We start from the raw sequence: 23,195 nt of genomic DNA on the forward strand, positions 1-23,195 counted from the left end.
ATGATATAGACAAGCTATTGAAAGGAGGCGGGTGTAAATGAAAAAGTTTGTATTATTTAGTTTAGGGCTAATTGCTTTTCTTATATTACTGGCTAATATTGGTCCGATGATTTTATTAGCAGCCAGTGTATGGTTCCTGTATATCATATTTAAACAATTCATGAAAGCTGATTCCACTGCCGGTAAAATTGGCTGGGCCATTCTGGGGCTGTTTGTAGTGGGTATTGCCTTCTCTAATCTGTTTGCTGTTATAGGCCTTGCAGCAGGGTATGGACTGTATCTGATTTATAAAGAATGGAAAAGCAGCAGTCATCATCAGTCACAGCCTGAGTCCGATGACCCTTTTGTGAACTTTGAAAGGGAATGGGCCGAATTAAATAAATCATAAAGGAGAGATGTGCGATGGCAAATGTGTTTAAGCGATTATCGGAGAGTATTTCGGCGGATCTTCATCAGATGCTTGATGAAAAAGAAGAGAAAAATCCAATTGCAAAACTGAATCAGTATTTGCGCGAAAGTGAAAAGGAAACAGAAAATGTGCGTAAGCTGATTGAAAGACAGCATCGTTTGAAGGAAGAGTATACACGAGAATATTATCAGGCTGGAGACATGGCGGACAAGCGGAGACGTCAGGCAGAAATCGCGAAAAAAGCCGGTGAAATGGAAATGGAGCAGTTTGCCCTGCAGGAGCTTGCAGAATATGAGACTCGTGCTGAACGAATGAAGACCATGCGTGATGAAATGGACGAGAAGCTTACCATGCTTGAGCAAAAATACGAAGAAATGCAGCATCGGCTTAAAGACATGAAGTTAAAGCGTATGGAGCTGATGGGAAGGGAAAATGCAGCCCGGGCACAATATCGGATGAATCAGGTGCTTGATGAGTATCCGGAAAAATCCTTCTCCCGGTTTGATGAAATGGACCGCTACATTCAGCATCTTGAGCAGAAGGTGAATAGTGCCTATTATCGAAATACGTTTGACAGCAAAATCGCTCAATTAGAACGTGAACAGAATGAACAGGAAAAAAACTCTGCCAATTAAGCTGGATATGGTATGCTAATAACATAATTAGATAATCTTTTTATTGCTTCTTCTAACTATATAAAAAGGCGCAGAGCTTCTGTGTCTTTTTGTACATATCTGAATATACAAAAGGAGGGCTCACAGATGTTTCAACGGCTGCCGACAAATACGATAAACTGGATCATTTTAATTGTGATTGCTCTCTTTTTGTTCGAGATTCTCTTTTTTAACGGATGGTTAATTTTTTCTATTTTATTTTCTTCCTTTATGATATTTGTGGGCTGGAAAAACCTCTCTTATACATGGGGGAAAATCGTGTTCTTTTTCGGCTGTATCAGTCTTTTCTTCAATATTTTAAATACCATGGCTGTCCGTTTTTTAATCATAGCCGGTGTAGTCCTGTTTATTCTTCATTATCAGCGCTTAAAAAAGGAGCCTGAACAGATCACCCCTCAATTTACCAGGGATGATGCGGAGCAAAGGGCAGATGAGGAATCGTTAATAAAAGTGAAGCCTCTGTTAAACAATCGTTTATTTGATGATCAGGCAACCTCCCAGACCTCCTATAAATGGAGCGATATAAGTATTCATAGTGGCTTTGGGGACCGGATTATAGACTTAAGTCATACCGTTCTTCCTGAGCAGGCAGTCATATCTATACGTCATTTTATCGGAAATATTATTATTTACGTACCCTATGAAGTAGAAGTACAGCTAGTTCATAGTTCTATTTTTGGACGGGCATACATTTTAGGAGAGCATCATGAAAAGCTGATGAATGATACCCTGGCTTATAAAACCGAAAACTATGATAATCATATACCCCGGGTGAAGATGATCACCTCAATTGGATCCGGAGATATTGAGGTGAGGCGGATATGAAGTGGATACTTAAGCAGATGATGATTGGAATTGTCGCTGCGGTCAGTTTAACGGTACTTGTCCTGGCTCTTACCTTTATTTCATTTCCCCTGAATGACTGGAGGGGGCTATTTGATACTTACCTGTTCAATGATGTTCCCTATATCTGGTTAGTTTTGGCACTCTCCATCCTGGCAGGTGTCATAGGCGGCACGGCTTATGGGATATCTTCCAAACAGAATTTTCAATTTATCCAGAGAAGGCTGGATGAACTTCTCAAAGATCAGAAATTGACGATGGAAGACGACATCATGATGAAGGAAATTCAGCAGATTCAGGAGCAGATATTGGAGTTGGATAAGAAATTTAAGAAGCAGACAGAAACCTTTCAGCGGATGACAACCGAGCGGGCCCGGGAGCGGGAAAAGAGTTTGCAGGAGGTTGTTGTTCAGGAAAGGAACAGATTGGCAAGGGAGCTTCATGATTCCGTGAGTCAGCAGCTATTTGCTGCTTCCATGATGATGTCTGCAATGAAGGACAGCCATCCTCAACAGGACCCTGGTTTACGAAAGCAAATATCCTTAACTGAAAATATGATTCATCAGTCACAATTGGAGATGCGTGCATTATTGCTCCACTTAAGACCAGTAGCTCTGAAGGGAAAGTCTCTTCAGGAAGGGATTGAGGAGCTATTGGCGGAGCTGACGCAAAAAGTCCCAATGGAGATTGACTGGCATTTGGAGGACATGGAACTGGATAAAGGAATAGAGGATCAGTTATTCCGGATTTTACAGGAATCTGTCTCCAATACCCTCAGACATTCGAAAGCGGGTAAGCTGGAAGTGTTATTAATAGAAAGAGACGAAAACGTCATTATGCGAGTTTTGGATGATGGCATTGGCTTTAATGTAGAAGAAGCTAAAACCAGCTCCTACGGGTTACAGAATATGCAGGAAAGAGCCCTTGAAGTAGGAGGGAATTTAAAAATCGTGAGTATCGTGGGGGAGGGCACCAGGTTAGAGGTGAAGGTACCCCATTTATAAAACTTTAATATAGAATGACGAAGAGGTATTTTCTGCTGCGGAAGAAAGGTGGTGGCTCATATGATAAGTGTCCTTTTTGCAGATGATCATGAAATGGTTCGTATTGGAGTGTCCTCCTATCTGGCTTCGCAAAAGGATATTGATGTAATAGCAGAAGCCGGTGATGGTGAGGAAGCCGTCAAACTGGCTCTTGAATACAAACCAGATATTATTCTTATGGATCTGGTGATGGATAAAATGGACGGTATTGAAGCAACGAAACAAATTAAGGAAGCATGGCCACAGGCGAAAATTATTATAGTGACAAGCTTTTTGGATGATGATAAGGTTTATCCCGCCCTGGAAGCAGGGGCAACCAGCTACATGCTGAAAACATCCAAGGCGGGTGAAATAGCAGATGCCATCCGGGCGACCTATGAGGGGCAATCCATTCTGGAACCGGAAGTAACTGGAAAAATCATGTCCAAAATGCAGAATACAACTGGGGAACCGCATCTTCAATTAACAGGGCGTGAAAAAGAAGTCCTCTCCCTTATGGCGGAAGGGAAAACAAATCAGGAGATTGCAGATGAGCTGTTTATTGCCATGAAGACGGTGAAGGTTCATGTGAGTAATATTTTAGGTAAACTGGAAGTGCAGGATCGAACGCAGGCGGTAATTTATGCGTTCAAAAATAACCTTGTTTAGCTTTGAGCGGACGAAATATGTAGATATGAGCCGGACTCTGTTTAGCAAAAGCTGACGTTGCAAAACAGAGTCTGTTGTTTTATGATGAATATGCGATTTGAGAACGGTTATACGATTATTCGTACGCATGACATCAAGTGAGGAGTATACCTATGAATTATCAACAATGGCAGGAAGTCATGAAGAGGGATTTTTTTATCACTGATGAAGATCAGGAAGCTGTGATTTATTCCAGACCTTTGTCGGAACTATTGATAAAAGAAAATATGCAGGAACTGATTGATTTATATTCCCCCAACTTTAAAGCCTTACATCCCGCAGCTACAGCGGCAGCGCTGGCAAGGTGGTTTGCAAGCCTCCCGCTGGCTGTTCAGTACACATCATCGATCATGAATGAAACGGTAGATTTATCTCCTCAAAATGTTACCGTCCGCCTTTATTCCGTTCAAGGAACCTATCGTTTTTCTTTTAAGCTGGATCGATGGGCAACCTTTCCTTTCCATCATGATCAGCCAAGAGAGGAATGGCTGTATCAGCGACTTGCTGCTTTTTATAGGGAGACGATGCAGCCATTATTCGAAACCCTGGCCGAATCGGTGCAAATGAACGCCGGCCAATTATGGGGCCAGCTGCCGAGAAAGTTTGATATTTATTTAGATCAATGGAAGCACAGGGCAGGTGACGAATTACATGAGCAGATTGATCAGGATTACCGGTTCCTGGCTGAGAAGATTGAACCAGATGTTTTTGGCCGTAAACGAAATCCTTTTCGGGTAAAACAGCGATTCATTGATAGTTTAGATGATAAAAATAAACAGGTTCCAGTCGAGTGTACTTGTTGTTTGAATTATTTGCGTGAAGGTGAGAAGTTTTGCTTTACCTGTCCTCGTTTAACAGAAAAGGATCGGGAGGAAATGCGTAAAAACAGGGAAGAAGAAATCAGGGCAAATGGTTAAAAGACAAGAATCTCTCACTTCAACAAGTGTCAGATTCTTGTCTTTTTAATGCTCAACGTAAATTCGCTTTCCTGTGTGGCGATTATAGTAAACGTAGATCGTCTTTTTTGTTTTCGTGTCTATAAACGTTTCGGACGTTTTTTCAAATCCTTCAGGTACTTCGTTAGGCTGTAAAAACGCTTTGCGACTGTTTTTATCCGTTTGATGAGTAATGACTAAAATGACAATGAGCAGAAGGATTTGAAAAACAAAATATCCTATGACAAATTTCATCATTATTCCTTTTTCTCCAACCTTACCGCGGTACCATAGGCGACGATTTCACTCATGTTGTTGCTGATGCTGCCGGAATCAAATCGGAACATAATGATACCATCTGCACCCATTTGCTGTGCGTTTTCTGTCATCCGATCCAAGGCTTCTTTTCTTGCATCCTCAAGCATCTCCACATATTGGCGGACTTCACCGCCGAATAACCCTTTAATCGAAGCAGTGATGTCCTTTCCGACACCGCGGGCTCTTACCGTAAGTCCAAAGGTGGGGCCTAATACTTCGGTCACTTCATATCCAGGAACCTTTTCACCTGTCATAATAATCATGTTTGCAACACCTCGCATCATATTCTTCATTTTATTATTGAATAGTTGCTAATGCCCTATACGATAAACGTCCGGTATAGGTTTCATATCTTTTTATTTTAAGAATCTCTTTATACTGAATGGAGCAAGGTCAAAATCAACGTTTTCATTCATAGCCATTTTACTCAAAATTTCTCCAACCACACTGCTGAATTTATAGCCATGCCCGGAAAATCCACACGCAATTGTGACATTCGGATGCTGGGGCAGCTGATCAATAATAAAGTCCCCATCAGGAGTCATGGTATATACACAGGTTTTTCCGGTGTTTTGACTCTGAACATGCGGAAAATAGGCCTCTAATATATCTGAAACGTCCCCGATATCTTCTCTGTAATATCCATAAGGTTTTAGGGGACGACCCATTTGAAACTCCCGTCCACCGTCGTGTCTTCCAATTTTAACTCCGGACTCGTGAATGCTTGGAAATCCATAATAGGTACCCTGGCTAATAGCAAAGGTGAATGCTGGGAATTCTGCTGCATTATAAATTTGGTCATCGGCATCGAACCAGGAAAAGGTTTTACGTAAGGTGGTTAAAGGTAAAGATACATTCAGCTTTTCGCCTGTCTTTTTTGCCCATGCTCCAGTGGTCGCAATAAGATGGTCTGCTTCAAAGCTTTCGTTTTCTGTATACACGGTTGCTGAATCTTTATGTATGTCAATATCCACAACTTCGCTATTCACTTTTATCGTAGCCCCGAAGGATTCGGCCAGGGAACGATACGTTTGTATAATCCTTTCACTAAAAAGGACTCCTGAGGTGGTCTCTAAGCAGCCTATGTAATGATCGGGTAATGACAGCCCTTCCCACTTTTGGGAAATTTCTTTTGCAGACAGGGTTTGCAGTGGGAGGTGATAGGTTTCTGAACTTGATTGTACCTCACGAATAAAGGAAGAATCCTTTTCTCCTATATTTAAGACACCTGTTTGCAGAAATAAATCCTCCCCTGATTCCTTTTCCAATTCATACCAAAGCTCCTGGGCGCGGAGAGCTAATGGAACATAGTGTTCACCTTCCCCATAGGCATGACGTATGAGTCGGGTTTCCCCATGATGGGACCCGTCCTGATGCGGGGGATTATGAGAGTCGATAAGCAGAACCTTTTTCCCTTGTCTTGCCAAATAATATCCTGCAGCCATGCCCATGGATCCTGCCCCAACAATGATTGTATGAAAATGCATTTTTGACATCCTTTCAAATAGATCTGATTCTTATATTTTAAGTGGTGTAAACAAATTTTTGTACTTATAAATTTTTTAGTGTTACAATTATACAAAATTAAATAAAAAATTCCTTCGGGGTCGGGTGCAATTCCCTACCGACGGTGATGGAGCCGAAACTCCTCAGTCCGTGACCCGTGAGATGAAAATCGAGCGGTGGACCTGGTGAAAATCCGGGACCGACAGTGAAAGTCTGGATGGGAGAAGGAATGGAAGATCATACGGCAGTGATTCAGGTTATATGCATGGAAAATGGCTATTTTTCGGATTCCTCCTGATTCATTTGTTTTTTGCTATGCTGTCGTAAAATTTTTAATCATACACACCTTCTCCCTTCTGATTTTGAATCAGAAGGGTTTTTTAATGAGATGACCAAATCTTAAACATACGAAAGCAGGGACTGTTATGAATGATCAGTACTATATGAAATTCGCCTTATCCTTAGCCAGATCCGTATCGGGCCAGACCAGTCCCAATCCACCTGTTGGAGCGGTAGTGGTGAAGAATGGGCAGATCATCGGCTTTGGTGCCCATTTAAAAGCTGGTGAGCCCCATGCAGAGGTTCATGCGTTACAGATGGCTGGGGACAAAGCAAAGCATGCGACCATTTATGTAACGCTTGAGCCATGCAGTCATCACGGAAAGACCCCACCCTGTGCAGACTTAATCCTGCAAAAAGGTCTGTCACGTGTTGTTGTGGCAACGGTTGATCCAAATGAAAAGGTTGCAGGTCAGGGGATTAAACGACTGCGAGAATCGGGGGTTCAGGTTGATGTGGGGATATTAAAAGAGGAAGCTGACAGCATTAATAAAGCATTTTTTTATTATATTCAGCATCATAAGCCCTTTGTCACACTGAAGTCAGCTACAAGCCTGGATGGAAAGCTTGCCACTGTCTCCGGAGAAAGCCAATGGATCACAGGAGAGGAAGCCCGACAGGATGCCCATCTGTATCGGCATACCCATGATGCTATTCTGGTTGGTGTCAACACAGTATTAAAAGATAATCCAACTCTCACAGCCCGGCTGCCCCTTGGCGGTAAAAATCCGGTACGAGTGGTGCTGGATACCCATTTAAGAACGCCTCTTCAATCAAATATTATAACAAAGAAAGATGCCGAGACGTTGATCATAACGGGATCGGAAGCCCGACAGGATACCATTGCAGGCTATGAACAATTTGCCCATGTGGAAGTGATCCAGCTTGATCAGCCTGAAATCACTATTCCCAGAGTGCTGGAGGAATTAGGGAAGCGAAAAATTATGACCCTGTTTGTAGAGGGTGGAGCAGAAGTGAATGGCAGCTTTCTGAAGGAGAAGGCTGTTCAGCAGGTCATTACTTATATTGCCCCAACGATTATTGGTGGAAGGGGAGCGCCAACATCCATCGGAGGAGATGGCATCGAAAGTCTCTCAGACAGTCTGGACTTATCCATTACCTCCTTTGAAAGAATTGGCAAGGACCTCAAAATTGTGGCAGAAGCTAAAAATCATGATGAAGGGTGAAAATATGTTTACAGGAATTATTGAAGAGTTAGGCACCATAAAGGATATCCAGAAGGGTAAACAGGAAATTGAAATGACCATCGAAGCGAATGAAATTTTATCAGATATTAAGGTAGGAGACAGTATTTCGGTTAATGGTGTCTGTTTAACCGTGACAGGCTATTCAGATGACGATTTTCAGGTTGATATCATGCCGGAAACGGTGAAGGCGACCTCTTTACGAATGCTGGATAAAGGCTCACAGGTTAATTTAGAGCGTTCCATGCCAGCAAATGGCCGGTTTGGCGGACACTTTGTTTCAGGACATGTTGATGGTACAGGTACGATTATTGAGAAGAAACCGGTGGCGAATGCGATTTACTATCAGATTGAGCTTCCGGACGAATTGGAGAAGCTGATGATGCTAAAGGGTTCAGTTGCGGTTGATGGAACGAGTCTGACAGTCTTTGGAACAGAAAATAACGTTTTAACCATTTCCTTAATTCCTCATACAGCCGAAAATACAGTTTTAGGACAGAAGGATGAGGGAGATATCGTGAACATCGAGTGTGACATGTTGGCGAAGTACGTGGCTAATATGATTTCCGATAAGGACTGACCTTCCGGGCAGAAACATTTTAGATCAGCTTTTATAAAAGACGAAAAGGAAGTGACAGCATGTTTGATAAAGTAGAGGAAGCAATCGAGGATTTAAAGGCAGGTAAGGTCGTTATTGTAGCCGATGATGAAGATCGTGAGAATGAGGGAGATTTTGTTGCTCTTTCAGAAAAAGTAACCGCAGAAACCATCAATTTTATGATCACACATGGCCGTGGGCTTGTATGCACATCCATTACTGAAGATTTATCCAATCGTCTGGAACTGCATTCAATGGTTAATCAGAGTACAGATCCTTATGGCACAGCCTTTACAGTAAGTATTGACCATCGGGATACAACGACAGGGATTAGTGCTGCCGAACGGGCGCTGACCATCCAGCAATTATTGTATCCTGATTCGAAGCCTGCTGATTTTAAAAGACCTGGACACGTGTTTCCGATTGTAGCAAAAAACGGTGGCGTATTGAGACGAGCGGGGCATACGGAAGCTGCGGTTGATTTAGCTAAACTGAGCGGTGCCTTTCCATCAGGGGTGATTTGCGAAATCATTAAAGATGATGGAACCATGGCCAGAGTACCAGATTTACGCAAAATAGCTGATCAGTTTGGTCTTAAGTTTATTACGATTAAGGATCTGATTGAATATCGGAACCAGAAGGAAAAGCTGATTCAGAAGGAAGTTGAAGTCAATCTTCCTACCGAATTTGGGGATTTTAAAGCTGTTGCATATACCAATGCAGTGGATGATCGTGAACATATCGCCCTTATAAAAGGGGAGATTGATCCGGAGAAACCGACATTGGTCAGAGTCCATTCCGAATGTCTGACGGGTGATGTATTCGGTTCCTATCGCTGTGATTGCGGACCTCAGCTGCATACAGCCCTTGCACAGATTGAGGAAGCAGGAAATGGTATTTTGCTTTATATGAGGCAGGAGGGCCGAGGGATTGGATTAATCAATAAGCTTCGTGCCTATAAGCTGCAGGAGGAAGGCTATGACACAGTAGAAGCCAATGAAAAATTAGGATTTGCTCCTGATCTTAGGGATTATGGAATTGGTGCACAGATATTAAGGGACTTAGGTCTTAGAAAAATGCGTCTATTAACGAATAATCCGAAAAAAATTAAAGGACTTAAAGGGTATGGTTTAGAAGTAGTTGAGCGTGAACCTATTCAGATGCCTGCCCGTAAAGAAAATGAACGTTACCTGAAAACGAAGCATACAAAGCTGGGACATTTATTGGAGTTTCATACTCATTCATGATCGATAAAACAAGGAGGAAGCAATCATGGGACAAATTTTTGAAGGAAGCCTAGTAGGCACTAATTTAAAAGTAGGAATCGTCGTTGGTCGTTTTAATGAATTTATCACAAAAAAATTATTGGAGGGCGCAGTGGGTACCCTGCAACGTCATGGAGTTTCAGAGGAGCATATTGATACCGCCTGGGTTCCGGGAGCTTTCGAAATTCCGTTAATCTCGCAGAAAATGGCGGAATCTGGAAAGTACGATGCTGTGATTGCGCTTGGAACAGTTATCAGGGGCTCTACTCCCCATTTTGACTACGTTTGTAACGAAGCCGCGAAAGGCGTATCAAATGCTGCGTTAAAAACCGGCAAACCGGTCATTTTTGGTGTTATTACAACAGATACCATTGAGCAGGCAATTGAACGTGCAGGAACAAAGGCAGGGAATAAAGGCTCTGAAGCGGCTGCTGCTGCAGTGGAAATGGCTCAGTTAGTAAAAGATATGGAACAGTGAGGAATACAAAATGACAAATACCGTTGTAACCATTTTACATGAAGGGGATGCAGAGCAGTACTGGAATTTAAGGATAGAGGCCTTAAAGGAAGCGCCGGATGCCTTTCTTACCACCTATGAAGAAGCTGTTCAGCGGGAGAATCCGGTTGACCAGACTGCCGAACGATTATCAGACGAAAATAATATAACTTTTGGAGCCTTTACGGATGAAGGTTTAGTCGGTGTGACAACCTTACAATTCTCGGATAAAAGGAAGGAAAAACATAAAGCTTTTCTCTTAGCCATGTATGTGAAGCCGCAATATCAGAATCGGGGTATTGCGAAACAGCTGATTTTCAAAGCTATTCAGACGGCTCGGAGGCAGGGAGAAGTGGAACAGATTCATTTATCGGTGGTTTCCACCAACAACGCTGCTATTCACTTATACGAATCCATTGGTTTTAAAATGTATGCCACAGAGCCCAGAGCGATTAAAACGGACAAGGGATACTTAGATGAACATTTAATGGTCTTATCTTTATAAATTGTCTCGCTGGTGTAAAGTGCCAGTAGGGGAATGTCATGCATAGAGTAGTAATGAAACATTTTCCAAAGGAGCTGAAAGCATTGGAGCATCATAATACTCTTGCGTGGCATGAAGCGCTTGAACTGCATGAACTTGTCGCCTTCAAATCAATTGGTGTCATGAAAATGAAAATGGCCCTGCCGAATATCACGGACCAGACTTTAAAAGGTCTGTATGAACGCAGTATTCAGGAAAATCAGTCGGATCTGCAGGAATTAATGGAATTTTACCGTCACGTTCCATCCCCTGACGGCCGGAATGAAGAGGAACGAATACATGATACTTTTTTTGAAGGTGATTTACTCGCTTTTACGAAGGCAGGGGTTCGGAATTATGCCATTGCGATAACAGAAACCGCAACCCCAGCGTTAAAGGAAGTCCTGACAAAGCAATTAAATCAATGCATAAGACTGCATGATATGGTTTATCGCTATATGTTTAAACAGGGTCATTACCCATCGTATAATTTAAACAAATTATTTTCGAATGATTTAAAACTGGCACAAAAAGCGTTATCCATGTAAAGAAAAAGGGCTATCACTGAAAACAGGATAGCCCTTTTTGATATTCAGGCTGGCTGTACCTGGATCTGTCTGATCACCCTCAACCATTTCCTTTATTTCCGGCATAAATTTCATCCTTATATCAAAGGATAATGGATGAATCTATATGGGAGGTGCCGTATGAGTCAAAAAAATAATCGCAAATCAGAAAAGACGGTAGCAAATAAGTATTACGAGCCTGAGGACTACGAAAAACAGGATCAACTGTCTGCAGGAATCGCCGAGACCCATGAACAGGCAAGCGATACATTAACAGAAGGTACGATTGATGGAAAAATTGAACGTGAAAATGGTGAAAGTGAGGATATACCCCGAAAGGGATATGAATAATAACAACTTTCGTGGCTGTTCCTGTGTGGGGCAGTCATTTTTATTCTTTAAGAGGGGGATGAAGGACAGTTTCTTTGAATTATGGCACTCCAGTGTCCTTCATCCGCTTTTCTGTTATTTTTTATTTTTGTTTGGGAGTTTGTTGGAGGGGGCGTTTTTTCCCTGACGTCTGCGATTGCGTTGATCTTTTCTCTGTTTGTCATGGATTCTTTCAATAAAATCCTGGGTACTGTCCATAGATGGTGAACCTCCTTATGATGGATTCTTTTTGTTACTATGTCCGATTGGGATAGAAAAATGTAGGCATAGGATGATTAAATCATGGAAATTATACATTACGGTTGCATTTCCGGAGAAAAAGCGTTATATTTAAATAAGCAAAATGAAATTGAAGATCGAATATTTACTTGATGACCTCTTTATAAAAGTAGGTAAAGTAAGTTGCGGTTCATTTCTTTTGTAACATTATTTTTATAAGGAGGTCATTTTAAATGACTGGTACAGTAAAATGGTTTAACTCAGAAAAAGGCTTTGGTTTTATCGAGCGTGAAGGTGGAGACGATGTATTCGTACACTTCTCAGCTATCCAGGAAGATGGATTCAAAACACTTGAAGATGGACAAAGTGTTGAATTCGAAATCGTTGAAGGCGACCGTGGCCCACAAGCTGCGAACGTTGTTAAGCTATAAGCTGAAATATCAGGCACATTCCGTGTTATGCGGAATGTGCTTTTTTAATCGTCCAGGAAATTATAAAATTTCAGATTTGTGGATAAAAAATCATGAGAGGCCACGTTCGGCTCCAGCGCCCAGCGACTAGCGAGACTTCCTTCACCTCCGTACGATAAGTCAACATCGACTCTCTCCGTTCGCCGTGTTTCCTTTATCTCCTCCGGCTCAGTCCAGTCCGTACGTCGCTGATGGGCATTTCTTGTTCGAAATACTTGTAAAGAAGAGGATTTTGTTACAGGATAAAGAATATAAATTTTATGAAGAAGTTTAAATATTAAAGGAGGTTTTCATATGTCTGAACAAAAAGGATGTATTAAATGTGGCAGTACGGATGCAGGGAAGAAGGATGTGTCCATGACGGGTACAGGTCTTTCAAAAATGTTCGACGTACAGAACAATCGTTTTACTGTTGTATATTGTAATAACTGTGGATATTCAGAGTTTTACAATCAGGAGGCATCGAAGGCCAGTAACGTGTTTGACTTCTTTTTTGGTTAAACAAACGATTGATTGAAAAATGCGACACCAGCATTTCAACGGTCAAAAGAGCGGATAACTTTTGATTGGAACAAAGAACGCTAAAAAGAAGGTATAGATATGCAGTGGATACATAAGAATTTTGATCAATTAGCAGTAAGTGAACTTTACACATTACTGAGGGAAAGAGTTAATGTATTTGTCGTTGAACAGAATTGCCCCTATCCGGAAATAGACAATTATGATCAGCATTCCACGCACTTGTATTTAGAACATGACGGAGAGATCGTTGCCTATTGCCGTCTGCTTCCCCATCATACCATTTATCGGGAAGCTTCCATTGGCCGTATTCTTGTCACACAAAAGTTCAGGAAACAGGGCTATGCTAAAAAGTTAATGGATAAAGCATTAAGTATTATGAAAGAGGAATGGGGAGAGACCGAAATTAAACTGCATGCTCAATCACATCTGCAAAACTTTTACGGTCAGTATGGATTTGAAACCGTGACGGATGAATACATGGATGACGGAATTTTGCATGTAGATATGATATTACACACTAAAAAGAAGTAAGTCGGGTGCACCCATGACTTACTTCTTTTTGGTTGTCTAGGAAATTATAAGATTACGGATTTGTGGCTAAAAAATCATGAGAGGCCACGTCCGGCTCCAGCGCCCAGCGACTAGAAAGACTCTTATGACCGCTTGGCCTGGGAGCCGCAGCTGGACAAACGGGCGCTTTCGCCTTTGTTCACTTCTATTCTGTTACTTGTAAAAAAATAGAATCATATTTTTGGATAAGTTCCATATCTAAATCTGTAATTCCTTTTGCCCGCCATGAAGTAAGCTTGACCGTAACCACCTTGTACTCAACAGAAATAAAGGGGTGATGATCTACTTCTTCTGATAGTTCGGCAATTTCATTTACGAACTGAATGCCTGTTAGAAACTCCGTAAAACGGTATCGCTTCGTAAGCCAACGTCCATCCTCAACGTTCCAGTCTGAAAGATAATCCAGTTGTTTTTCAATTTCCTCCGCTGGTAAACGCTCCATTTGATAACCCCTTCCGTATCTAGATACACAGTAACATTATAAGGGGAAAGAGGCCTCTTAGTAAAACACATTTTTTCAAATAAATAGGTGAACGTTCGACAAATGTTTTATTTTCATGAGAACGTAAAGTGATGTTCGCATATTTTAAAATATCCTTTCTAAATTTCCATTTATATAAAAGTATACCATGATCAGAAATTAGAAAGGATATCTTCCTGCAGATTTAATGCTGATTTTCAATATAATGATTAATAAGCTCTTCAATTTGCTGCTCATCAGGTTTTTGTCCACTAAAAGAGAAGGTTAATTCTTCTATAAAGTCTCCTTCCCTATAAACATGAATGGAACCCTTTTGAAGACTGACGGCATATTCCACATCAAACTGATAATCACCCTGCTCAATTGCACCCATTAGATAACCCTCCAATAATGGTTTGTACATACTTTTCCCTGTTGAAGCTTATTCTATTTAACAGGAGGTGTGAAAATGCAGGAACGTGACAGACGTACTTATACAGGTGAGCCATCCGCCCATTTGGATGGGGAAAGAGAGGGGGTATATAAAGACTCGGCAGGTGTACAGGCAGGTGTGTCCATGGATGGTGATCCGAAGAAGGAAGTCAATCAGAATCCGGAAGATGCCATGATTAAAAGTGATCCTGAGATGCTGAAGCTTAATAAAGCTTTAAAGGGCAGAGATCAGACCGGGGAAAACTGATAGGACTTCCCTGTATATTTTCCACAGACTTGTCAATTACAGATAGGAGCATTTTGGGATATAAAAAACTCATCGCTCCTTAAAATGAGCGATGAGTATGCCTGATCAGGAGCTTAAGATTGTCACTTCTACATTCTTTACTCCCCACGTATTGGCTTTTGCCTCTGAAGGGATAAACACATCAATTCGCTTCCCTTGAATAGCACTTCCGATGTCTCCGGCAACAGCTTCCCCATAGCCTTCCACATAAAGTTTGGAACCGAGTGGGATAACATCAGGGTCTACGGCTACCACCTTTCTATCGGGGTTTTCCAGCAGGTTTATTCCTGTTCTTGTAATACCACTGCAACCATCACAATGGGCTGTATAGGCTGTAGCTTTCACCGTCAATGTTCGTTTTTCTTTCTCCTTTAAAAAGTCTTGTCCAGTTAAGGATAATTCTGTTGTAAACTGGCTGTACTTCAACAGACTATTTATAGACCCTCCGATTTGAAAAGCAATTTCACTGGTTGGCTCTTCCTTTGCGACTTCGATCATTTTCTCTTGATTATTAATTTCTTTATTTTTCTCTGTCTGAGCAAAAGTAAAGTGTCCTAATGAAAATATACATAAGATAAATACTAAAATTAGTGCTGATAGTTTTTTCATGAGATAACCTCCAATCACCGCGCCATTATAACAGTCATGTATTTCAGTGCAATAACAACGACTTAACAAAAACGATACATTTTCAATACAAAACGTAAATATCTGTAATGGACATCGGATAATGGTCCTTTTTTCTCTTGAGTAAAAAGTTTCAGGAGAGGACAATGGAGGACAGAAAGGCGATAGTATTGTGCAAAAGCATTTATTTGAAAGAGGAATTTGGAGAATCTTAGCGAATAAGCTATTAGAGTGTGCAATTTTTTTAGTGAAACCCCGGATGGCGTTTAAGACATTATTCTCTAATAGGTTTTTTGAACAAAAAAAAACCTGGTTTACACCAGGTGAAAAGTTAAACGTCATATGTTCAGTTTGAAGCAATTGGGGTTTGCTTCATGGATTGGAATGGAAAATAGTTCGTTAAGAAAGGTGAAACGTATTAACCATGTTTACGCTTAAGATAGAGAGAGGTTATCCAGTTCAGGGCAACGATTGTAATGATAATACATAACCCTAATGTGATAACATCTCGTTCAGGCGTTGCCATGGCATCATACCCCTTTCAAACTTCATTTTGATTCAAAATACTAATCATTAAGCTAATTACAACACATTTTAAACCGGATCGTATAAACAAAAAATCTTAATTGGAAGGGAAATACTAAAGTCAAAATAGTTAAGACTTCTAAAATTAATACATTGGTCCTGGATCTTTTCTGTCAAAAGTAATGACCTTTGCAGCTGATTCATTATCTGGAGTTACATCTACACTTGCAAATGAAACAACAATGGTAAATGCTAATACCAGACTTACAAGTACTTTTTTCATCCATATTCACCCTTTCTATTAATTTCTCTATTATAGTTATATCAGATTTTAAAATTCTATGTTTTGGGCAAATAAGCCCATTTTCGGTGAATAACAGCATATTTTTTACGAATATATCGCCCAGACGCTAAAACTTATGAAGATAGTAATATTTTTTTCTAGAAAATCCCAAAAATGTACGTTGGATGGTGAAGATGTATGTTAATCAGTGGTAATATCGGGGAAAAAATTAAGGATTTAAGAGAGTTTTACGGAATCTCTCAAAAGGATTTATGTAAAGGAATCTGTTCCCAGGCTTATATCAGCAGGCTGGAAAAAGGTGAAATTAATGTTTCGGCAGATTTGTTGTTTATGCTCTCAAGGAGATTAGGGATTGAAGTTAATTTTTTCTTTGAGAACTACAAATCATCAAGATCAGAGTATGTAAGTGTCACTATGGATGAAATTCGCGATGCTATACAAGATAGAGACTATAAACATGTAGATGAGATCGTTGAGCTTGAATTAAGTAATCCGTTATTTAAAGATAACCTGGAAGGAAGGCAGTTTCTATTATGGCATAAGGGAATATGTAAATATGAACTAGGGAAAAGTGTAGAGCGTGCAATGTTTTATATTGATGAAGCGTTGTCGTGCAGTTTAACTACAAATAAAAACTATTCACAGCGAGAAATTGAAATATTGCTAACTAAGGCGATTATTCTGCATAATACTAAACAATACAAAAGCAGCAAAGACATCTATTTAGAATTGCTTTCTGCTTTGAATAAAAATATTTATATTACCGACGAAAAAATTTTTGTGAAAAGTTATTATAATTTCACACGATTACTTGTGGATTTAAAAGAATTTGATGAAGCCATAAAGAATGCCAAATCAGGTCTTCGCCATGCAAAGAAAAATGAGTTGCTTTTTTTACAGGGAGATCTATATTTCCAAATTGGCAGGTGCTATGAGCTCATGAATGATTATAATGCGGCACAGGAAAATTATCAACTATCTTCACATTGCTTTTATTTAAGTGAACATACAGAGCTATATGATTTATCAACCGAGGCTCTAAATGAAATGAAGGAATTGCGGGCAGAATAATTGATGACAATAGTGGAGGTGGATTGTACTTATCCATCTCTTTTTATGTTATTTTTTACAGATTGGTAAAAAATAAATACAAGAAAGTTTGTTTTGAATGTGAATAAGCAGTATGATTTAAAATATATGGAGGTTAACTGGATCACTTTATGTTATAATTGAAAGGTTGAATATTGATAAAGGTTTTTTAGAGGAGAGTTGTTCATGCAACATAGAAATGATTTGCGTAACATTGCGATAATTGCTCACGTAGACCATGGAAAAACAACATTGGTTGACCAGCTATTAACGTATTCTGGTACCTTTCGTGATAATGAGCATGTAGATGAGCGTGCAATGGATTCGAATGATTTGGAAAAAGAACGTGGAATTACGATTTTATCAAAAAATACGGCCATTCATTATAAAGATACACGTATTAATATTCTGGATACACCAGGACATGCGGACTTCGGTGGAGAAGTTGAACGGATTATGAGTATGGTAGACGGAGTATTGCTCGTGGTTGATGCTTACGAGGGTGTAATGCCTCAAACCCGTTTCGTACTTAAGAAGGCTTTGGAACAAAAATTACGCCCTGTTGTCGTGTTAAATAAAATTGATCGTCCAAATGCCCGTCCGGAAGAGGTAGTGGATGAAGTTCTTGATTTATTTATTGAATTAGGTGCCGATGATGACCAGTTAGAATTTCCGGTTGTCTATGCTTCTGCTCTTCAGGGAACTTCCGGTTATGAGCCTGATGAACTGGGAGAATCCATGGACCCTATATTTACGACAATTATGGATCATGTTCCGGCCCCTATCGATAATGCAGATGAATCCCTGCAATTTCAGGTAACGTTACTTGATTACAATGATTATGTTGGAAGAATTGGTGTGGGAAGAGTATTTCGCGGCTCGATAAAAGTCGGCGATCAGGTTTCCCTTATGAAAAAGGATGGTTCAGTACGGAACTTCCGAGTCTCCAAGCTGTTCGGCTTTATTGGCTTGAAGAGAGTGGAAATTGAAGAAGGTAAAGCTGGTGACATCGTTGCTGTATCTGGTATGGAGGATATTAACGTAGGTGAAACGGTTTGTTCACCTGAAAATCGGGAGCCACTGCCATTATTGAGAATCGATGAACCAACCCTTCAGATGACCTTCCTGGTAAATAACAGTCCATTTGCTGGTAAGGAAGGGAAGTATGTAACGGCCCGTCAGATTGAAGAGCGATTAATGACTCAATTAGAGACGGATGTCAGCTTGCGGGTGGAGCCAACATCATCCCCTGACGCATGGACGGTTTCCGGTCGCGGAGAGCTTCATCTGTCAATTTTAATTGAAAATATGCGCAGGGAAGGCTATGAGCTTCAGCTTTCCAAGCCACAGGTAATCCTAAAGGAAATTGATGGGAAAATGTGCGAGCCTGTAGAGCGGGTCCAGGCTGATGTTCCTGAAGATTATTCAGGTTCTGTGATTGAATCCTTGGGTTCCAGAAAAGGTGAAATGCTCGATATGATGAACCAGGGAAATGGTCAGGTACGTCTTGAATTTAAGGTACCTTCCCGCGGACTTATTGGGTATGCAACAGAGTTTATGAGTCAAACAAGAGGATACGGTATTCTCAATCATACGTTTGATGGATATGAGCCTGTTAGTACAGGAAACGTCGGTGGACGACGCCAGGGTGTTCTGGTTTCCCTCGAAAATGGGAAGACCACCACATACAGTATCATGTCTTTAGAAGACCGCGGTGTCATTTTTGTAGAACCTGGAACAGATGTGTATGCAGGAATGATTGTTGGTGAGCACAATCGCGAAAATGATCTGACAGTAAATATTACGAAAGAAAAGCATTTAACCAACGTTCGTTCAGCTACGAAGGATCAGACAGCTACGATAAGAAGTACACGTAAATTAACACTGGAAGAGGCAATTGAATATTTAGATGATGATGAATACTGCGAAGTAACACCGGAAAACGTTCGTTTACGTAAAAAGATTTTAAATAAAAATGAACGTGAAAAGGCTGCTAAGCGGAAAAAGGACTAAGAGATAGAGAAAAGCCAAGGATGAAGGAAATCCTTGGCTTTTTATTCTCCTTGAAAAACAGGGGATCTTTTTTCTATGAAGGCCTGAACCCCTTCTTTGTGGTCGTTAGTTTGACGCATTTTTTGCTGACCATCCGTTTCAAGGCTTAGAGTATTTTCAAGCCTTTCCCGGTTTTCCTGTGCATAAATCAGTTTGGTTTCTATCATGGCACTTAGAGGCTGTTTATGTAACTGATCTATTTTATTCTGTATGAATTCAACAAAATCAGAGCTGACGGTTTCATCAATTAATCCTGCTTGCTGTGCTTGGTGAGCTGTTTGTTTTTGTCCCTCCCAAATGGTCTGCTTAGCCTTTACTTCTCCTAATCGCTGCTTCATGAAAAAATGGCCCCCGCCATCAGGAATCAGTCCAATTCCAATAAAATTCATGGCGATGGTAGCTTTTTCATCCGCAAATACGTAATCACAGGCCAAAGCCAGGCTGAGGCCTAAACCGGCAGCTGCACCATTGATGGCACTTATTGTAATAGCTGGGAGTGTGTAAAGTGTTACCATTATTTCCTTTATGGTTTCCATTGTTTCCTTAAAACCTTCAGGATCAGACTGCAGCAGCATGGTCTTAATATCACCACCTGCAGAAAACGCCTTGCCATTTCCTGTAATCACCAGCACATTTACTTGACTTTCCTTTATCTTCTGTAACTGCTCATGAAGTTCATTTAAAAGATTCACATCCATGGCATTCATGCTGTCTGGGCGATTTAATGTCAGTTTTGCCGTTTTGCCTTCCATTGTCAGTAAAACTGAATTCGACATAGCTTTCTTCACCTCAACTTTTTAATAAAGCGCATACAATTCTGATAAATATAGTATTCTATTTTTGCTATTGATATTCCTTTAAAAAAATAAAAGAGGCTTTAATAGCTCTCTTTTATAAATAGTCTTCCACCCTAAATGTATTTGTATAAAATTGGTGCGTAAGCTGATAATATTCTGCACCTTTTTTATATTGACGATTATGAAAGTATATATCTCCGAGTAACTTGTAAAGGCGGAGAAGCTCATACTGATCTCCGGCTTTTTTAAAGTAGGGAATAATGTCACCTTCCAGCTTTTCAATGAATGTTAAATCATAGATAAGCTGATCTTTCTTCATTTCTAATATATAGAATTTATAAATATATCTTATAGAATTCTGTTTTTTAGCCAAATTTTTGCCGGATTCTATCATTTCATCAAGCAGTTGAAAATAAGACAAGGATTGATAGACTAAGCATAATACATAAATCGTATCCAACTGGTGTTTAGATTGATTAAACGCAAGTGATGTCTTTAAATGCTGCATTGCTCTCTCATATTCTTTATACTGATAGTAAATGTATCCGAGGTTATGATAAATCAGGGCATTAAATTCAGGGATTATATTTTTCTCTTCCTTTTTAAGTTTTAATAGTTCCTTCTCGGCATAGTCATATTCACCAATTCTTATATAAAGTGTGGAAATTAAAATGAAAGTTCGTGTAATCTCAATTAAGTCATAGTTCGCCTGAGTTTCCTGCAAAGCTTTGAATGCATAATGGAGAGATTTGTACATTTGATCAGCGCGACTATAAAAGACTGCCAAATTATAGTAAAGGGTTAAGTCAGTCTGGTCAATTGTCGGATAAACTCTTTCAGCCTTTTTTAACGATTCCAGTGCATTTACTAAATCATTCTTATTATAAAAATATAAGGACTCCAATTTGTAAAAGTAATAATTGGTTAATGGGGAAAATAATTCTTTCAACTCACAAAGTTGCTTATAGTGTGATGTTATTATTTTAGAATCATGCCCAAAAGTCATAAGATATGCGAATTCAATCGTCAGAAATAAATTTTTAATCGAACGATTGTTTGTTAAGTGGTAATATTTCTGCAGCTTTTGGTATTCTTCATGCGCTTTTTCATAATTATTTGTTTTGATGATGCTATACCAATCCAGGAGACGTTGTTCAACGTCCTGGTTATCTTCCTGCATATCTAAGGAGATGTGAAGACGATCGCCCAGGAGTTGCAGCACATCCTGGCTGGGTTCGATGGTTTCATTTTCTATTTTACTTAAATAGGAAACCGAGCATATACCGGTGGCAAGCTCCTTTTGCGTCATCTTTTTCCTTGTACGATGATACTTAATTAATTTTCCCTGAAACATTCACATCATTCCCAGATCAAAATTTAGTACTATTTGGTAAGTAATTACATTATACCATATCTATTTTACTGGTATATTATTTTTAATACAATACAAATAATAGCTAATCTATTATTTGTTATTTCCACGTCATGGAGAAACAAAACACGATTCCAAAAACAAGGTTGGGGGCTAACGTTCATGTGGTCGTTATTCGAGAAAAGATTAATAGAGCGTATGGAGAAAGAACATCACGTGGGAACAGCGGTGGGCGTACTGAAAAGGGGTGTTGTCATTTATCAGAAGGGGTTTGGTGTGCTTGATTTACAATCCCGATCACCTGTAACCAGCAACTCATTATTTGGAACAGCCTCTATCAGTAAATCCTTTACAGCTCTGGCAATTATGATGCTGGAGGAACAGGGCTTACTGTCCGTTGATGACCCGGTTGTAAAATATGTCCCCGGTTTCAAGCTAAAGGGAATATCGGATATGAGACAGATAAAAATTCATCATCTATTAAGCCACACATCCGGACTGGCGCCGGTCAAAAGGGATGAGAACAGAAATCGCTTTAAAGATGAAAAAAACTTTTTAATGAGAGGGGATCATTCGATTTTAGGTGATCCTGGTGAATATTTCAGTTATTCAAATGACATGTTTTTATTGCTGGGCGAGATTATTGAAAAGACTTCAGGGAAGCTTTTTCGGCGATTTATTACTGAGGAAATTCTGAGACCGTTGGAAATGAACAGAACGACGCTTAGTATTGAAGAAATCCATAAAATGAATCAGGTCTCTACACCTTATTCCTATAATAAAGAGGAACGGAAGCATCAGAAGGAAGAATGGCCTTCATTGGGTATTTATGAAGTTGGCGGGGGTGTACGTTCAACGGTCCTTGATTTATTGGAATATGGTGACTTTTTCCTTAATCATGGGAAAATTGGAGATGAGGAGCTGCTATCCCCGATGGCTGTGAAAAAGATGTATCAGCCTTATGCGAAGGTCAGTCAAAACAAATATTATGGTTATGCTCTTAATGTAACATCTGATTACCATGGGTTTACGCTTGTCGAGCATGGGGGAAGCCAGCCTGGAGTATCCTCACATTTTGGCTTTGTACCCGAGGAAGAATTGGTGGTTGTGGTATTATCTAATGTATCTGATCTGCCAGCAGGGGACATCTGGTTAGAAGCGGTGAATACGGCTTTAGGATTACCCATTGGGGAAAAGGACGGGGAATTTCCTGAAAGCACCCTTTCCGAAGCACAATGGCAAAGTCTGATGGGTACCTATTCTTCAGATGAAGGTCATTTGCTGGTTGTTAAAATCGTTAACCATCAGCCGATGATTCATATAAATGGTGAAGACCACTCTGTATATCCATCTGATGAGCAAACACTCGTTATAAAAGGTTCCAACATCCCCGTTCATTTTTATATAAAAAATCATAGGTGCTGGGCAGCATTTTTCGGAATGCGAATGTTATTGAAAGAATAGTAATTTATCACGCATTAACTGGCCGTAATACCCCCACTTCAAGACTTGAGTGTACCCCAACAAGACTAAGTGGGGATAATCGGCCAGTAAATTCCTGATAAGTTCAACGAACCATCAGTGGGGAATGGAAAAAAACCACTGATGGAAGTTTCACTTTATGATTTTTTAGTTGTATTTCAGAAACGTAC

30 protein-coding genes and 1 riboswitch are annotated in these 23,195 nt (G+C 40.1%); of the genes, 20 read left to right on the forward strand and 10 right to left on the reverse strand.

The window, feature by feature from the left end; all coding sequences use genetic code 11:
- Positions 1–37: 37 nt before the first annotated feature.
- The 6 genes from ACZ5OK_RS00900 (at position 38) to ACZ5OK_RS00925 (ending at position 4,573) form a co-directional block, all read left to right on the forward strand.
- Positions 38–388, forward strand: coding sequence for a lmo0954 family membrane protein (locus tag ACZ5OK_RS00900; protein WP_343842951.1), 351 nt, complete (start codon positions 38–40; stop codon positions 386–388).
- 14 nt (positions 389–402) lie between these two features.
- Positions 403–1,044, forward strand: a complete 642-nt coding sequence (locus ACZ5OK_RS00905; RefSeq protein WP_343842954.1) for a PspA/IM30 family protein — start codon at positions 403–405, stop codon at positions 1,042–1,044.
- A 126-nt stretch (positions 1,045–1,170) separates the two neighbouring features.
- Positions 1,171–1,908, forward strand: coding sequence for a cell wall-active antibiotics response protein LiaF (gene liaF / locus ACZ5OK_RS00910; protein WP_343842957.1), 738 nt, complete (start codon positions 1,171–1,173; stop codon positions 1,906–1,908).
- A complete protein-coding gene (locus ACZ5OK_RS00915) occupies positions 1,905–2,930 on the forward strand; it encodes a sensor histidine kinase (protein ID WP_343842960.1) in 1,026 nt (341 codons plus the stop codon). Before liaF ends, ACZ5OK_RS00915 begins: the two co-directional genes overlap by 4 nt.
- Before the next feature lie 60 nt (positions 2,931–2,990).
- A complete protein-coding gene (locus ACZ5OK_RS00920) occupies positions 2,991–3,617 on the forward strand; it encodes a response regulator transcription factor (RefSeq protein ID WP_343842963.1) in 627 nt (208 codons plus the stop codon).
- A gap of 152 nt (positions 3,618–3,769) precedes the next feature.
- Positions 3,770–4,573, forward strand: coding sequence for a hypothetical protein (locus tag ACZ5OK_RS00925; RefSeq protein ID WP_343842966.1), 804 nt, complete (start codon positions 3,770–3,772; stop codon positions 4,571–4,573).
- 45 nt (positions 4,574–4,618) lie between these two features.
- On the opposite strand, the gene ACZ5OK_RS00930 is transcribed toward ACZ5OK_RS00925, so the two are convergent.
- The 3 genes from ACZ5OK_RS00930 to solA all read right to left on the reverse strand — a co-directional run bounded on the left by ACZ5OK_RS00930 (position 4,619) and on the right by solA (position 6,396).
- The gene (locus ACZ5OK_RS00930; protein WP_464758247.1) at positions 4,619–4,849 is read right to left on the reverse strand and encodes a hypothetical protein; all 231 of its coding nucleotides are present in this window, start codon (positions 4,847–4,849) and stop codon (positions 4,619–4,621) included.
- A complete protein-coding gene (locus ACZ5OK_RS00935) occupies positions 4,849–5,172 on the reverse strand; it encodes a YbjQ family protein (RefSeq protein WP_343842972.1) in 324 nt (107 codons plus the stop codon). The genes ACZ5OK_RS00930 and ACZ5OK_RS00935 overlap by 1 nt, the downstream gene beginning before the upstream one ends.
- A gap of 93 nt (positions 5,173–5,265) precedes the next feature.
- Complete coding sequence (gene solA, locus ACZ5OK_RS00940; protein WP_343842975.1) at positions 5,266–6,396, reverse strand: N-methyl-L-tryptophan oxidase; 1,131 nt, start codon at positions 6,394–6,396, stop codon at positions 5,266–5,268.
- Between the two features lie 106 nt (positions 6,397–6,502).
- Positions 6,503–6,648, forward strand: a riboswitch (FMN riboswitch).
- Positions 6,649–6,840: 192 nt separating this feature from the next.
- Between solA and ribD the strand changes: the two genes are divergently transcribed.
- The 7 genes from ribD (at position 6,841) to ACZ5OK_RS00975 (ending at position 11,758) form a co-directional block, all read left to right on the forward strand.
- Positions 6,841–7,941: a bifunctional diaminohydroxyphosphoribosylaminopyrimidine deaminase/5-amino-6-(5-phosphoribosylamino)uracil reductase RibD gene (gene ribD, locus ACZ5OK_RS00945; protein WP_343842978.1), complete on the forward strand. Its 1,101-nt coding sequence runs from the start codon at positions 6,841–6,843 to the stop codon at positions 7,939–7,941.
- A 4-nt stretch (positions 7,942–7,945) separates the two neighbouring features.
- Complete coding sequence (gene ribE, locus ACZ5OK_RS00950) at positions 7,946–8,539, forward strand: riboflavin synthase (RefSeq protein ID WP_343843165.1); 594 nt, start codon at positions 7,946–7,948, stop codon at positions 8,537–8,539.
- Between the two features lie 59 nt (positions 8,540–8,598).
- Positions 8,599–9,804 carry a bifunctional 3,4-dihydroxy-2-butanone-4-phosphate synthase/GTP cyclohydrolase II gene (locus ACZ5OK_RS00955; RefSeq protein WP_343842981.1) on the forward strand — a complete coding sequence of 402 codons (1,206 nt, stop codon included), beginning with the start codon at positions 8,599–8,601 and terminating at the stop codon, positions 9,802–9,804.
- A gap of 25 nt (positions 9,805–9,829) precedes the next feature.
- Positions 9,830–10,300, forward strand: coding sequence for a 6,7-dimethyl-8-ribityllumazine synthase (gene ribH / locus ACZ5OK_RS00960; protein ID WP_343842984.1), 471 nt, complete (start codon positions 9,830–9,832; stop codon positions 10,298–10,300).
- A gap of 10 nt (positions 10,301–10,310) precedes the next feature.
- Complete coding sequence (locus ACZ5OK_RS00965; RefSeq protein ID WP_343842987.1) at positions 10,311–10,823, forward strand: GNAT family N-acetyltransferase; 513 nt, start codon at positions 10,311–10,313, stop codon at positions 10,821–10,823.
- 83 nt (positions 10,824–10,906) lie between these two features.
- Positions 10,907–11,389 (forward strand): spore coat protein, encoded by a 483-nt coding sequence (locus ACZ5OK_RS00970; protein WP_343843167.1) that lies wholly within the window; start codon positions 10,907–10,909, stop codon positions 11,387–11,389.
- A gap of 159 nt (positions 11,390–11,548) precedes the next feature.
- Positions 11,549–11,758, forward strand: a complete 210-nt coding sequence (locus ACZ5OK_RS00975) for a YozQ family protein (RefSeq protein ID WP_343842990.1) — start codon at positions 11,549–11,551, stop codon at positions 11,756–11,758.
- Between the two features lie 114 nt (positions 11,759–11,872).
- Here the strand turns inward: ACZ5OK_RS00975 and ACZ5OK_RS00980 are convergent, their stop codons facing one another.
- Entirely contained in the window at positions 11,873–11,995 is a 123-nt protein-coding gene (locus ACZ5OK_RS00980) for a DUF4023 domain-containing protein (RefSeq protein ID WP_343842993.1), read from the reverse strand.
- Between the two features lie 254 nt (positions 11,996–12,249).
- Between ACZ5OK_RS00980 and ACZ5OK_RS00985 the strand changes: the two genes are divergently transcribed.
- The 3 genes from ACZ5OK_RS00985 (at position 12,250) to ACZ5OK_RS00995 (ending at position 13,539) form a co-directional block, all read left to right on the forward strand.
- Positions 12,250–12,447: a cold shock domain-containing protein gene (locus ACZ5OK_RS00985; RefSeq protein ID WP_343842996.1), complete on the forward strand. Its 198-nt coding sequence runs from the start codon at positions 12,250–12,252 to the stop codon at positions 12,445–12,447.
- A 333-nt stretch (positions 12,448–12,780) separates the two neighbouring features.
- The gene (locus tag ACZ5OK_RS00990) at positions 12,781–12,987 is read left to right on the forward strand and encodes a zinc ribbon domain-containing protein (RefSeq protein WP_343842999.1); all 207 of its coding nucleotides are present in this window, start codon (positions 12,781–12,783) and stop codon (positions 12,985–12,987) included.
- Between the two features lie 99 nt (positions 12,988–13,086).
- Entirely contained in the window at positions 13,087–13,539 is a 453-nt protein-coding gene (locus ACZ5OK_RS00995) for a GNAT family N-acetyltransferase (RefSeq protein WP_343843003.1), read from the forward strand.
- A gap of 184 nt (positions 13,540–13,723) precedes the next feature.
- Here ACZ5OK_RS00995 and ACZ5OK_RS01000 read toward each other — a convergent pair whose 3' ends face one another.
- Together ACZ5OK_RS01000 and ACZ5OK_RS01005 are read right to left on the reverse strand one after the other, a co-directional pair.
- Positions 13,724–14,020, reverse strand: coding sequence for a 4a-hydroxytetrahydrobiopterin dehydratase (locus ACZ5OK_RS01000; RefSeq protein ID WP_343843005.1), 297 nt, complete (start codon positions 14,018–14,020; stop codon positions 13,724–13,726).
- A gap of 223 nt (positions 14,021–14,243) precedes the next feature.
- Positions 14,244–14,432, reverse strand: a complete 189-nt coding sequence (locus ACZ5OK_RS01005) for a DUF5370 family protein (protein WP_343843007.1) — start codon at positions 14,430–14,432, stop codon at positions 14,244–14,246.
- A gap of 75 nt (positions 14,433–14,507) precedes the next feature.
- Between ACZ5OK_RS01005 and ACZ5OK_RS01010 the strand changes: the two genes are divergently transcribed.
- On the forward strand, positions 14,508–14,738 hold the full coding sequence (locus ACZ5OK_RS01010) for a hypothetical protein (protein ID WP_343843009.1): 231 nt from the start codon (positions 14,508–14,510) through the stop codon (positions 14,736–14,738).
- A gap of 105 nt (positions 14,739–14,843) precedes the next feature.
- On the opposite strand, the gene ACZ5OK_RS01015 is transcribed toward ACZ5OK_RS01010, so the two are convergent.
- Together ACZ5OK_RS01015 and ACZ5OK_RS01020 are read right to left on the reverse strand one after the other, a co-directional pair.
- Positions 14,844–15,386 (reverse strand): 3D domain-containing protein, encoded by a 543-nt coding sequence (locus tag ACZ5OK_RS01015; protein ID WP_425542237.1) that lies wholly within the window; start codon positions 15,384–15,386, stop codon positions 14,844–14,846.
- 688 nt (positions 15,387–16,074) lie between these two features.
- On the reverse strand, positions 16,075–16,212 hold the full coding sequence (locus ACZ5OK_RS01020; RefSeq protein ID WP_343843011.1) for a hypothetical protein: 138 nt from the start codon (positions 16,210–16,212) through the stop codon (positions 16,075–16,077).
- Between the two features lie 198 nt (positions 16,213–16,410).
- Between ACZ5OK_RS01020 and ACZ5OK_RS01025 the strand changes: the two genes are divergently transcribed.
- The gene (locus tag ACZ5OK_RS01025) at positions 16,411–17,304 is read left to right on the forward strand and encodes a helix-turn-helix domain-containing protein (protein ID WP_343843014.1); all 894 of its coding nucleotides are present in this window, start codon (positions 16,411–16,413) and stop codon (positions 17,302–17,304) included.
- 204 nt (positions 17,305–17,508) lie between these two features.
- Complete coding sequence (gene typA / locus ACZ5OK_RS01030) at positions 17,509–19,335, forward strand: translational GTPase TypA (protein WP_343843017.1); 1,827 nt, start codon at positions 17,509–17,511, stop codon at positions 19,333–19,335.
- 41 nt (positions 19,336–19,376) lie between these two features.
- Here the strand turns inward: typA and ACZ5OK_RS01035 are convergent, their stop codons facing one another.
- Positions 19,377–20,150: an enoyl-CoA hydratase gene (locus ACZ5OK_RS01035; protein ID WP_343843018.1), complete on the reverse strand. Its 774-nt coding sequence runs from the start codon at positions 20,148–20,150 to the stop codon at positions 19,377–19,379.
- A gap of 115 nt (positions 20,151–20,265) precedes the next feature.
- Positions 20,266–21,525, reverse strand: coding sequence for a helix-turn-helix domain-containing protein (locus ACZ5OK_RS01040; RefSeq protein WP_343843021.1), 1,260 nt, complete (start codon positions 21,523–21,525; stop codon positions 20,266–20,268).
- Between the two features lie 180 nt (positions 21,526–21,705).
- On the opposite strand from ACZ5OK_RS01040, the gene ACZ5OK_RS01045 reads away from it, so the two are divergent.
- Positions 21,706–23,007: a serine hydrolase domain-containing protein gene (locus ACZ5OK_RS01045; protein WP_343843023.1), complete on the forward strand. Its 1,302-nt coding sequence runs from the start codon at positions 21,706–21,708 to the stop codon at positions 23,005–23,007.
- Positions 23,008–23,195: the final 188 nt, after the last annotated feature.

It is taken from the genome of Salinibacillus aidingensis, assembly GCF_055393355.1.